The organism is Pseudomonas donghuensis (assembly GCF_000259195.1).
Classification (GTDB): Bacteria; Pseudomonadota; Gammaproteobacteria; order Pseudomonadales; family Pseudomonadaceae; genus Aquipseudomonas; species Aquipseudomonas donghuensis.
This window is the reverse complement of the sequence record NZ_JH650757.1, coordinates 434,446-446,360: the sequence shown is the minus strand read 5'-3', so window position 1 is coordinate 446,360 and position 11,915 is coordinate 434,446. Positions and strand designations below refer to the sequence as shown.

Here is an 11,915-nt window from a genome sequence, read left to right as displayed (position 1 = left end):
CGTCATACCTGTTCAGATACGTCCATGGGGTGAAATATATTTCCCGGCGTTTTATAGTGGCCGATCACCGTTTCATCTCAAGTAGCCGAAAAAAGTAGCCGAGCCCCCATGTCCGAGCCACGTCAGATTCTCGTCACCAGCGCCCTGCCCTATGCCAATGGTTCCATTCACCTTGGCCATATGCTCGAGTACATCCAGACAGACATGTGGGTGCGCTTCCAGAAGCTTCGCGGCAACCAGTGCATTTATGTCTGCGCGGACGACGCCCACGGTTCGGCCATCATGCTGCGCGCCGAGAAAGAAGGCATCACCCCCGAGCAGCTGATTGCCGCCGTCCAGGCCGAGCACAGCGGGGATTTCGCCGACTTCCTGGTCGAGTTCGACAACTTCCACTCGACCCACGCCGAAGAAAACCGCGAACTGTCGAGCCAGATCTACCTCAAGCTGCGTGACGCCGGGCACATCGCTACCCGTTCGATCACCCAGTACTTCGACCCGGACAAAAAAATGTTCCTGGCCGACCGCTTCATCAAGGGCACCTGCCCCAAGTGCGCGACTGAAGACCAGTACGGCGACAACTGCGAAAAATGCGGCGCCACCTACGCGCCAACCGAGCTGAAGAACCCCAAGTCGGCGATCTCCGGCGCCACGCCGGTGCTCAAGGACTCGCAGCACTTCTTCTTCAAGCTGCCGGACTTCCAGGCCATGCTCCAGCAGTGGACCCGCAGCGGCACCCTGCAGGACGCGGTGGCCAACAAGATCGCCGAATGGCTGGATGCCGGCCTGCAGGAATGGGACATCTCCCGTGATGCGCCGTACTTTGGCTTCGAGATCCCCGATGAGCCGGGCAAGTACTTCTACGTCTGGCTGGACGCACCGATCGGCTACATGGCCAGTTTCAAGAACCTCTGCGCCCGCCGCCCGGAGCTGGACTTCGACGCGTTCTGGAGCAAGGACTCGAAAGCCGAGCTGTACCACTTCATCGGCAAGGACATCGTCAACTTCCATGCCCTGTTCTGGCCCGCCATGCTCGAAGGCGCCGGCTACCGCAAGCCGACCGGTATCAACGTGCACGGCTACCTGACCGTCAACGGCTCGAAGATGTCCAAGTCGCGCGGCACCTTCATCAAGGCCCGCACCTACCTGGATCACCTGGCGCCGGAGTACCTGCGCTACTACTACGCCTCCAAGCTTGGCCGCGGCGTCGACGACCTCGACCTGAACCTGGAAGACTTCATCCAGAAGGTCAACTCCGACCTGGTCGGCAAGGTGGTCAACATCGCCAGCCGCTGCGCCGGTTTCATCCACAAGGGTAACGACGGCGTCATGGTTGACGGCGACGCCGCACCAGAGCTGACCGAAGCCTTCCTTGCCGCCGCTCCGGGCATTGCCGAAGCGTACGAAGGCCGCGACTTTGCCCGCGCCATGCGCGAGATCATGGGCCTGGCCGACCGCGCCAACGCCTGGATCGCCGACAAGGCGCCATGGTCGCTGGCCAAGCAGGAAGGCAAGCAGGACGAAGTCCAGGCGATCTGCGCCCAGGGCATCAACCTGTTCCGCCAGCTGGTGATCTTCCTCAAACCGGTACTGCCCGTGCTGGCCGCCGACGCCGAGGCGTTCCTCAACGTCGCCCCGCTGACCTGGGCCGACCATCAGACCCGCCTGAGCAATCACCAGCTCAACCCGTTCAAGGCGCTGATGAGCCGTATCGACCCAGCCAAGGTCGAAGCCATGACCGCGGCCTCCAAGGAAGACCTGGCGGCCAGCCAGACCAGCGTCGTCACCGGTAATGGCGAACTGGCCAAGGACCCGCTGTCGGCCGAGATCGACTTCGACACCTTTGCCGCTGTCGACCTGCGGGTCGCGCTGATCCTCAAGGCCGAAGCCGTGGAAGGTGCTGACAAGCTGCTGCGCCTGACCCTGGACATCGGCGACGAACAACGCAACGTGTTCTCCGGCATCAAGTCGGCCTACCCGGACCCAGCCAAGCTCGAAGGTCGCCTGACCATGATGATCGCCAACCTCAAACCGCGCAAAATGCGCTTTGGCATCTCCGAAGGCATGGTCATGGCAGCCGGCCCTGGCGGCGAAGAGATCTACCTGCTCAGCCCTGACAGCGGCGCCAAGCCGGGCCAGCGCATCAAGTAAGGTTCACGCCCCGGCCGATTGCGGCCGGGGCGTTCTCATCCTCGCGTCATTGCCGGATAATGGCGGACAGCCTCAGCATTCGGCCCCCTCATGAGCGAATTCTTTCTGGCCCTGGTCAGCGCCGCGCTGATCAACAACCTGGTCCTGCACCAGGGACTGGCCATCGACCCACTGCTGCGCAGCGCTACCGATCAGGATCGGCGCCAGGTGCATGCACTGGGGCTGGCAACCCTGGTGCTGCTGGTTTTGGTAGTCGGCCTTGGGCAACTGATCTACCGCCTGGCGCTGCTGCCCCTGCAGCTTGAGTACCTGCGCCTGTTCGTGTTCCTGCCGCTGTGCGTGCTGCTGATCAAGCCGCTGCTCACTCTGCTGACACGCCTGCTGCCCGCCCTGCCCTTTGACGGCTTGCAGCCCTTGCTGCTGGCCAACGTAGCGCTGCTAGGCTTGAGCCTGCAGGCCAGCGAAAACGGTTTTGGCATCGCGCAAACCCTGGCCTGGAGCCTGGGTGGCGGCCTGGGCTTCTGGCTGGCCTTGAGCCTGTTCGCAGACCTGCGCCAACGCAGCGACAACGACGACATCCCAGAGGCATTTCGCGGCCTGCCGATCGAACTGATTGGCGCCGGCGTGATGGCCATGGCGTTTCTCGGCTTTAACGGATTATTCAACCCATGAGTCTGATTCAACGCATCGACGCCCTGCTGCCGCAGACCCAATGCGGCAAGTGTGGCCACCCAGGCTGCAAGCCTTATGCCGAAGGCCTGGCTGCGGGCGAAGCGATCAACAAATGCCCACCCGGAGGCCGCGAGACCATCGCCGCCCTGGCCAGGTTGCTGGAAGTGCCGGTGATCGAACTGGACCCCGAGCGCGGCAGAGCTCCGGCGCAGGTCGCATTCATTCGCGAAGCCGAATGCATTGGCTGTACCAAATGCATCCAGGCCTGCCCGGTGGACGCCATTGTCGGCGCGGCCAAGCTGATGCACACGGTGATCAGCGCCGAATGCACCGGCTGCGACCTGTGCGTGGCGCCTTGCCCGGTGGACTGCATCGACCTGCTGCCATTGACGGCCAGCAGCAACATCGTGGCGATTGTCGGCGGCCTGGCCCAGGATGCCGAAACACTCGCAGCCCGCAGCCATAAGCGCAACCATGCCCGGCGCCGTTTTGAGCAGCGCAACAACCGCCTGCAACGCGAAGAAGCACGCAAGCAGGCCGAACGCCTGGCCCGCAGCCAGCGGGCAGCCAACCCCACCGCGGCCACCCCAAGCGCGGCGGTCGACGACCCGATCAAGGCGGCCATCGAACGCGTCAAGGCACAGAAAGCCGCGGCCGCCGATGCCGCCCTCAAGCAGGCCAAAATCGCCGCGGCCATGAGCCGGGCGCAATTGAGCAAGGCCAGGGCGGCCTTTGGCGATACCCCGAGCGAGACCCAGCAAGCACAGCTGGCGGAGCTTGAGCGCGAAGCGCAACAGGCCCATACGCGCCTGCAAACACTACAACCGGCAGCCGACCATGGCCGCGACTGATAACAGCGAACGCCTGCGCAGCACCATGGGCCTGGTGCTGCTGGCCTGCGCGCCAGGGTTGCTGACCCTGCTGTGGCTACACGGCTGGGGGCTGCTCTTGAACCTGCTGCTGTGCGCCAGCGCGGCACTGGCAAGTGAAGCGCTACTGCTGAAACTGCAACACCGGCCGATCCGACCCGCCCTGAATGATGGCAGCGCCCTGGTCACTGCCGTCCTGCTGACGGCGGCACTGCCGGCCTACACCCCCTGGTGGCTGCCAATGATTGCCGCCAGCAGCGCCATTGTCCTGGGCAAGCAACTCTACGGCGGTGTCGGCAAGAACCTGTTCAACCCGGCGATGGTCGGCTATGTGCTGGTGCTGCTGTCGTTTCCACAACATATGACCCAGTGGCCGGTCACCCAGGTACTGGGGCTGGCAGATACGCTGCAGCAGGTATTCGGCCTTGGTCCCGGCAACCAGCCGGATGCCTGGGCGCAAGCCACGGTACTGGACGGCCTGCGCAACAACCGCAGCCTGACCATGGATGAGCTGTTCGCCAGCCATCCCGGCTTCGGCCACTTTGGCGGCCGGGGCAGCGAAGCGGTCAACCTGGCCTTTGTACTCGGCGGCTTGCTGCTGTTACAGCGCAAGGTCATCAGCTGGCATGCCCCGGTCGGCCTGTTGGCCAGCTTGCTGCTGATCAGCCTGGTGTGCTGGAACGGCTCGGGCTCGGACTCCAATGGCTCGCCGCTGCTGCATCTGCTGTCTGGCTCGACCATGCTGGCGGCGTTTTTCATCGTCACCGAGCCGGTGTCAGGGCCGAAAAGCCCAAAAGCCAAGCTGCTGTTCGGTATCGGCGCGGGCGTGCTCATTTACCTGATTCGAACCTGGGGCAGCTATCCGGACGGTGCCGCATTCGCGGTCTTGTTGATGAATCTCTGTGTTCCCACGCTGGAGCGCTGGGCAGAGCGCGGGCAGGCGCAAGCGCAATGAACACCACGTCGATACGCTCCACGGCGCTGTTGCTGGCCCTTGCCGTGCTGGCCGTGGGCGGCACAGTACTCTGGCACCAGCTCACCGCCCAGCGCATCACGGACGCCGAGCAGCAGCTCAAGACCCAACGCTGGCTCAGCGTGCTGCCCGAACAGCACTACGACAACCAGCCGCTACAACACCCCCTGCGCCTGGGGGCCGCGCCCCTGGATCACAGCCGCCTGCTCGCAGGCTATCTGGCGACCTTGCAGGGGCAGCCCCGCGCGGTCGTGCTGCACAGCCAGGCGCAGGGCTATGGCGGCCCGCTGGACTTGTTGATTGCCATCGATGACAGCGGCCGCCTGATCGGCGTAAAGGTGTTGCAACAACAGGAAACCCCTGGCCTGGGCGGCAAGCTGGTCGAACCCGGCAACACCTGGCTGCAAGGTTTTGTCGGCAGCAGCCGGCACACCATTGCCGATACCGCCTGGGCGCTCAAGCGCGATAGCGGTCAGTTCGATCAACTGGCCGGCGCCACCGTCACCTCCCGGGCAGTCATTCAGGCCACCCATGATGCCCTGCGCTATTTCGACGAGCATCGCCAGCAACTGCTGACAGGGGGCGCCAATGAATAGACAGTGGCTCGCGGCCATAAGCCTGGCGCCCTTGCTGGGGGCCACACAGACGTTAGCGCAGGCAAGTGCCATTGCGCTGCTCAGCCTGTTGATCATCGGCCTGCACCGGCTGTGCATGACGCCCCTGCACAAAGTGCTGGATGCAAGCGCCAGCCTGATCGCCAGCGTGCTGCTGGCCGCCTTGCTGGTCACCTGCCTGGAGTTGGCCCTGCGCGCCTGGGCCCTGCCACTGTCGCTGGCGCTGGGCCCCTATTCGGCACTGATCGCCGTACAATGCCTGGTATTCGAGTTCGCCCAGGGCGCCAGCGGCCGTTGGCGTACGGCGGCGGCCACACTGGGCGGTTTCGCTTTGTTGTGCATGGCCATGGGGCTGTTCAGGCAAGGGCTTGGCGAGTTTGCCAACCTGCGCCTGGCCAGCCTGTTGCCCGGTGCGCTGATACTTTTGGGCCTGATGCTGGCCCTTTACAACCGGGTTTGCCGACGGCCAGCCCCTACACGTCGTCAAGGAAAGCGTTGACCCCATGAATGCCGCCAAACGCCTGGAGATCTTTCGCAGGCTGCACGAAGACAACCCTGAGCCGAAAACCGAGTTGGCCTACAGCAGCCCGTTCGAACTGCTGATTGCGGTGATCCTCTCGGCCCAGGCAACCGATGTCAGTGTGAACAAAGCCACGGCCAGGCTGTACCCGGTCGCCAATACCCCGGAAGCGATCTACGCCCTGGGCGTCGAAGGCCTGTCCGAATACATCAAGACCATCGGCCTGTACAACAGCAAGGCGAAAAACGTCATCGAAACCTGCCGCCTGCTCATCGAACAGCACGAAAGCCGGGTGCCGGAAACCCGCGAAGCGCTGGAGGCCCTGCCCGGGGTTGGCCGCAAGACCGCCAACGTGGTACTCAACACAGCCTTTCGGCAACTGGCCATGGCCGTCGATACGCATATCTTCCGGGTCAGCAACCGTACTGGAATTGCGCCGGGCAAGACCGTCCTGGAGGTTGAAAAGGCCCTGATGAAGTTCGTGCCCAAGGCTTACCTGCTGGACGCCCACCACTGGCTGATCCTGCATGGACGCTATGTGTGCCAGGCGCGCAAACCCCGCTGCGGGAGTTGCCGGATCGAAGATTTGTGCGAGTACAAGCACAAAACCTCGGACGATTGAGAAGATAGTGAAAACACTGCTCAACCGATTGAAAAAATCTTTTTTACCCGCTCAGAAATTCTCGCTATAAGGTGCGCCAATGGCCCTCTTGGCTTGGAGTGACTTATGAGCACCGATAAAGAAGACCTGGTTATAGATGATGACATCGCCACTGAAGAAGCAGATGACGATGTACCGGTTGAAGTGGCGAAAACCAACCTGAGCAAACGCCGCACCATCGACAACCTGCTGGAAGAACGTCGCTTGCAGAAGCAGCTGGCTGACTACGACTTCGACCTCTGAAGGGATGATGCCGTAAAAGCACAAAAGCCTCCTTGATGGAGGCTTTGTTGTTTCTGGGTGTATCAAACCAGGCCGTTACGCTGGGCCAGCTCGATCAGATCGACCAGTGAGCGAGCATTGAGCTTGAGCAACAAACGCGTCTTGTAGGTACTGACCGTCTTGTTGCTGAGGAACATGCCGTCGGCGATCTCCTTGTTGGTCTTGCCGCGGGCAAGCTGCTGCAAGACCATCATCTCCCGGCCCGACAAGCGCTCGACCATGTCCGCCTCGCTCGAGCCACCCAGGTTCGAGCGCACGGAATGCAACGCCTGGTTGGGGAAGTAGCTGTAACCGGAAAGCACTGCCTTTATGGCACTGAGCAGTTCGGTGAGATCCTGCTGTTTGCAGACATAGCCCGCAGCCCCCGTTTGCATGCAGCGCATGGAAAAATGCCCGGGCGCCTGCGAGGTCAGCACCAGCACCTTGATGCTGGCATTGTTGGCGGTCAACCTGGCGATCACTTCAAGGCCGTCAAGCTTGGGGATACCGATGTCCAGGATGACGATATCAGGACCATGCTCGCGCGCCAGCTGCAATGCGTCCACACCGTTATCTGTCTCGGCAATGACTTCATAACCATGCCGCTCCATCAATATGCGTACAGCCAGGCGAATGACCGGATGATCATCCACGATCAGGACTTTATTCATGAGCAAAATCCAATTGTTCGCTGTTCTATTATTTTGAGCTCGCACAATAGCCTAGTTGTACGACATATTGTATTGCGCCGTTAACAAGCAAATGCATACAAGGACGCAACCTACGGGCTTTAGAGAATTATCCTACAAGCCAGCAAAACCAAAATCCCTAAAGAACCAACACTCGAACCACAGTGCTGACAGCCTCACACTTCCTGAATAAAGGTAGCACTAGACAAAGAAACCGCCTATGAAACTCGGCCTTAATAGCTGAAGGAAAAGTCCTATAGATCTGTTTGATAAAAACAATAATATTCAGCCATGTAAAACCGCCTTACATGATTCATGGGTAGATTACCCACCCGAGAAGTGAGCCATGCTGCCCGAGGCTGTGCCGAGCATGCTAAACCTGCGGAAACATAGGAGCGGACTCACCAAGCGCAAGGGTAACTGCATGAGTAAAGTCGAGCCGAAAAGCCCACTGACGATCATTGCGATTTTTGCTGGCATCATCGAAGCATCAGCGCTGGCCTCTCTGCCATTCCTGGGGGAGGATAGCCAAGGTATTTACACCTGGTTTCTGGTCGGCTTTCCGTTCTTCCTGACGGTATTGTTCTTTCTTACTTTGAATTTCAATTACAAGTCCCTTTATTCCCCCGAAATAAATGAACTCACTGCAGCCGCGGCGCCTGCTCCTGCACACATCCCCCTCCAGGTTGAACCGCCCACCCACGAAGTCGCCGACATTGATTTACCAAGCACGCCAGTTAAAGAAGTTGAAACACGGCATGTGCTTGCGGACATGTCCGAGCTGAGCACAGTGACTATCGCATTCCGCGGCCCGGCTGCAAGCGAGTTAATAGAGTACTTCGTACTGCAAGCACTAAAGCCCACACGATTGCCTTGTAACAAGTGGATCTTGAGCAACCTCGACACGGGCGCGCAAATCACCCTGATGAGGCAATCATTGAGCAAAGCGTAGTGCTGCACGCAACCAACAGGCAAAAAAAACCCCGGCACGCCGGGGTTTTCTGGGGTAACAAGCGTCAGACCAGCTTGCGGCCCTTGTTGGCAGCAATGCGCATGCGCAGGGCGTTGAGCTTGATGAAGCCCGCTGCGTCAGCCTGGTTGTACGCACCGCCATCTTCTTCGAAGGTGGCAATGTTGGCGTCAAACAGCGAATCGTCCGACTTGCGGCCGGTGACGATGACGTTGCCCTTGTACAGTTTCAGGCGCACGACACCGTTCACATTGACCTGGGACGCATCGATCATCTGTTGCAGCATCAGACGCTCAGGGCTCCACCAGTAGCCGGTGTAGATCAGGCTGGCGTACTTGGCCATCAGCTCATCCTTGAGGTGAGCGACTTCGCGGTCCAGAGTGATCGATTCGATCGCCCGGTGGGCGCGCAGCATGATGGTGCCGCCTGGGGTTTCGTAGCAGCCGCGGGACTTCATGCCGACGTAACGGTTCTCGACGATGTCCAGGCGACCGATGCCATTCTCGCCGCCGATGCGGTTGAGGGTGGCCAGCACCGTGGCAGGCGACATTTCAACGCCGTCCAGGGCAACGATATCGCCGTTGCGGTAGGTCAGTTCCAGGTAGGTCGGAACGTCCGGGGCGTTTTCTGGCGACTTGGTCCAGCGCCACATGTCTTCTTCGTGCTCGGTCCAGGTGTCTTCCAGCACGCCGCCTTCATACGAGATGTGCAGCAGGTTGGCGTCCATCGAGTACGGCGACTTCTTCTTGCCATGACGCTCGATCGGGATACCGTGCTTCTCGGCGTAGTCCATCAGCTTTTCACGGGACAGCAGGTCCCATTCACGCCATGGCGCAATAACCTTGACGCCTGGCTTGAGCGCATAGGCACCCAGCTCGAAACGTACCTGGTCGTTGCCTTTACCGGTGGCGCCATGGGAAATGGCATCGGCGCCGGTTTCGTTGGCGATTTCGATCAGGCGCTTGGCGATCAGTGGACGAGCGATGGAAGTACCCAGCAGGTACTCGCCTTCATAGACGGTGTTGGCGCGGAACATCGGGAACACGAAGTCGCGTACGAATTCTTCGCGCAGGTCGTCGATGTAGATTTCCTTGACGCCCATGGCCTGAGCCTTGGCGCGGGCCGGTTCGACCTCTTCGCCCTGTCCCAGGTCAGCGGTGAAGGTCACCACTTCACAGTTGTAGGTATCCTGCAGCCACTTGAGAATCACCGAAGTATCAAGGCCGCCGGAATACGCCAGTACGACCTTTTTTACGTCCGCCATGCCATCACTCCACGGGGTTGTACGGAAAGCCGTTGATTCTACCGACCTTGCGACAAAATTTACAGTGGGGCGACAGCTTGTGACGACAAAGCGACAGGAACTGTCGAGAGCGCGACGGACTGTCGCAGCTCAGGACTTGCTGACCGGCTTGCTGGCCTCTGTCGCCGCAGCCGGTGCGGCTGGTGCTTTGACGGCAGGCTCGAGCGGTTTTTCCAGCGGTTTTTCGACCGGCGTTACCCGATCAAGCTGAATGTTCACCCGCCGGTTGCGTGCGCGGTTGGTCGCGCTGTTGTTGCGCGCCAGCGGATAGCGCTCGCCATGGAAGCGCACGGTGATCTGCTCTTCGGGAATGCCATGGGCCTTGAGGTACTCCATCACCGCCAGCGCCCGGCGCCGTGACAGGTCGCGGTTGGTCAGGCGGTTACCGCTGTTGTCGGAGTGACCATCGAGTTCGATATGGTTGACCGAAGGGTCCGCCTTGAGAAAGTCGAGGATCACATCCAGGCGTGCCCTGGCATCGGCATCCAGGTCGATGCCCCCGCCAGGGAAGCCAACCTGCGCCTGGCGCACCTGGTCATAGTTCATCGGTAAGAGCTTTGCCGCACAGGCCTGATAATCGCCGTAGGCCTTGTTGAACTTGACTGGCAACACCCGCACTTCCATGGTCCGCCCGGCTTCACCGGCATAGTTGCGCACCACGGTGCTGCGACCATCGAGCAAACCGTTGATAAGGCGGCTGGCCTGGCCCTGGGAGCTGGTGAAGAGCACGCCACTGCGAGCCATGCGCACCGCCCCCAGGTTGATATCGCCGCGACCGGGCTGCCACGGCGCGGCCGCCGCCAGCAGGGTGGCGGAGCCTGTGCCGAGCACATTGTTGCTTGAACGCAGCTGGAAAGTCGCCTGCTCGCCGGCGCGACGGACGAACTCGCCGCTGCCGAAATCGGCAATGGGTTGAACCAGCCGACATTCGAACTGATCGCCTTCGACCTTCCACTCGATGTTCTCCAGACGGGTCTGGAAGGTGAGTGCCATGGCGGGCATGCTGGCAAACACACTGAGCAGGGCTAGATAACGCTGGCGCACGGGCGGCTCCACAGATTTTCACGGTATACCTGCACGCTATCGGTCGGGCGCGGCAAAACTTGATAGCGAGTGCTCGCAACCGGCTTTTCCGGTAGCATTGACCTTGAGTTCGACCCGCCTGGAATCCCCAATGTCCGACCGCCTGACCCTCCTGCGTCCCGACGACTGGCACATCCATCTTCGTGATGGCGCTGTACTGCCGCATACCGTCGGCGACGTTGCGCGCACCTTTGCCCGCGCAATCATCATGCCCAACCTGGTGCCACCGGTGCGCAACGCCGCCGAAGCCGGTGCCTACCGCGAGCGCATCCTCGCTGCACGCCCTGCCGGCAGCCGTTTCGAGCCGTTGATGGTGCTGTACCTCACCGACCGTACCCAGCCCGAGGAAATCCGCGCGGCCAAGGCCACCGGTTTTGTCCATGCCGCCAAGCTGTATCCGGCTGGCGCGACGACCAACTCCGATTCCGGCGTGACCAGTGTCGACAAGATCTTCCCGGTGCTTGAAGCCATGGCCGAGGTCGGCATGCCGCTGTTGGTGCACGGTGAAGTGACCCGCAGCGAGATCGACGTGTTCGACCGCGAGAAGCTGTTCATCGACGAGCACCTGCGCCGTGTGGTCGAGCGCTTCCCGACCCTCAAGGTGGTGTTTGAACACATCACCACCAGCGACGCCGTGCAGTTCGTCAACGAGGCCCCGGCCAACGTTGGCGCGACCATCACTGCCCAGCACCTGCTGTACAACCGCAACCACATGCTGGTGGGCGGTATTCGTCCGCACTTCTATTGCCTGCCGATCCTCAAGCGCAACACCCACCAGGTGGCCTTGCTGGACGCCGCCACCAGCGGTAGCAGCAAGTTCTTCCTCGGCACCGACTCGGCTCCGCACGCCCAGCACGCCAAGGAAGCGGCCTGTGGCTGTGCCGGCTGCTACACCGCCTATGCCGCGATCGAGATGTACGCCGAAGCGTTCGAACAACGCAATGCGCTGGACAAGCTCGAAGGCTTCGCCAGCCTGCACGGCCCGGCCTTCTACGGCCTGCCGGCCAACACCGATACGATTACCCTGGTCCGCGACAGCTGGACCGCCCCAAGCAGCTTGCCGTTCGGCGAGCAGACCGTTATCCCGCTGCGCGCCGGTGAGCAACTGCGCTGGCGCCTGCTGGAGGAAACTGCGTGAGCGAAGATCAGTAC

At 61.1% G+C, this 11,915-nt stretch carries 12 protein-coding genes and 1 pseudogene; 10 read left to right on the top strand and 3 right to left on the bottom strand.

The genetic code is table 11. The features are described 5' to 3' along the window. The first annotated feature begins 108 nt into the window (after positions 1-108). The 8 genes and pseudogenes from metG (at position 109) to UW3_RS28955 (ending at position 6,700) form a co-directional block, all read left to right on the top strand. A complete protein-coding gene (metG, locus tag UW3_RS0104295) occupies positions 109-2,148 on the top strand; it encodes a methionine--tRNA ligase (protein ID WP_010221052.1) in 2,040 nt (679 codons plus the stop codon). A gap of 90 nt (positions 2,149-2,238) precedes the next feature. Continuing rightward, positions 2,239-2,820, top strand: coding sequence for an Rnf-Nqr domain containing protein (locus UW3_RS0104290; protein WP_010221051.1), 582 nt, complete (start codon positions 2,239-2,241; stop codon positions 2,818-2,820). Continuing rightward, positions 2,817-3,653 (top strand): annotated as a pseudogene (rsxB, locus tag UW3_RS0104285) (electron transport complex subunit RsxB); the annotation flags it as partial. The gene UW3_RS0104290 and the pseudogene rsxB, both read left to right, overlap by 4 nt. A 4-nt stretch (positions 3,654-3,657) precedes the next feature. Then, positions 3,658-4,644, top strand: coding sequence for an RnfABCDGE type electron transport complex subunit D (locus UW3_RS0104280; protein WP_010221049.1), 987 nt, complete (start codon positions 3,658-3,660; stop codon positions 4,642-4,644). After that, a complete protein-coding gene (locus UW3_RS0104275) occupies positions 4,641-5,258 on the top strand; it encodes an RnfABCDGE type electron transport complex subunit G (protein ID WP_010221048.1) in 618 nt (205 codons plus the stop codon). The genes UW3_RS0104280 and UW3_RS0104275 overlap by 4 nt, the downstream gene beginning before the upstream one ends. Then, on the top strand, positions 5,251-5,775 hold the full coding sequence (locus UW3_RS0104270) for an Rnf-Nqr domain containing protein (protein ID WP_026001192.1): 525 nt from the start codon (positions 5,251-5,253) through the stop codon (positions 5,773-5,775). The genes UW3_RS0104275 and UW3_RS0104270 overlap by 8 nt, the downstream gene beginning before the upstream one ends. A 4-nt stretch (positions 5,776-5,779) precedes the next feature. Continuing rightward, positions 5,780-6,418: an endonuclease III gene (nth, locus tag UW3_RS0104265; RefSeq protein WP_010221046.1), complete on the top strand. Its 639-nt coding sequence runs from the start codon at positions 5,780-5,782 to the stop codon at positions 6,416-6,418. A gap of 105 nt (positions 6,419-6,523) precedes the next feature. Next, positions 6,524-6,700 (top strand): PA3496 family putative envelope integrity protein, encoded by a 177-nt coding sequence (locus UW3_RS28955; RefSeq protein ID WP_010221045.1) that lies wholly within the window; start codon positions 6,524-6,526, stop codon positions 6,698-6,700. A 62-nt stretch (positions 6,701-6,762) separates the two neighbouring features. Here UW3_RS28955 and UW3_RS0104255 read toward each other — a convergent pair whose 3' ends face one another. Then, positions 6,763-7,389 (bottom strand): response regulator transcription factor, encoded by a 627-nt coding sequence (locus UW3_RS0104255; protein WP_010221044.1) that lies wholly within the window; start codon positions 7,387-7,389, stop codon positions 6,763-6,765. 442 nt (positions 7,390-7,831) lie between these two features. Here UW3_RS0104255 and UW3_RS29230 point away from each other — a divergent pair, with 442 nt between their 5' ends. Beyond that, complete coding sequence (locus tag UW3_RS29230) at positions 7,832-8,359, top strand: hypothetical protein (RefSeq protein WP_232531760.1); 528 nt, start codon at positions 7,832-7,834, stop codon at positions 8,357-8,359. A 64-nt stretch (positions 8,360-8,423) separates the two neighbouring features. On the opposite strand, the gene UW3_RS0104245 is transcribed toward UW3_RS29230, so the two are convergent. Beyond that, positions 8,424-9,641 (bottom strand): argininosuccinate synthase, encoded by a 1,218-nt coding sequence (locus tag UW3_RS0104245; protein WP_010221042.1) that lies wholly within the window; start codon positions 9,639-9,641, stop codon positions 8,424-8,426. A gap of 129 nt (positions 9,642-9,770) precedes the next feature. Next, positions 9,771-10,724, bottom strand: a complete 954-nt coding sequence (locus UW3_RS0104240) for a flagellar protein MotY (protein WP_010221041.1) — start codon at positions 10,722-10,724, stop codon at positions 9,771-9,773. A 130-nt stretch (positions 10,725-10,854) separates the two neighbouring features. Between UW3_RS0104240 and pyrC the strand changes: the two genes are divergently transcribed. Continuing rightward, positions 10,855-11,901 carry a dihydroorotase gene (pyrC, locus tag UW3_RS0104235; protein ID WP_010221040.1) on the top strand — a complete coding sequence of 349 codons (1,047 nt, stop codon included), beginning with the start codon at positions 10,855-10,857 and terminating at the stop codon, positions 11,899-11,901. The last annotated feature ends 14 nt before the right edge of the window (positions 11,902-11,915 follow it).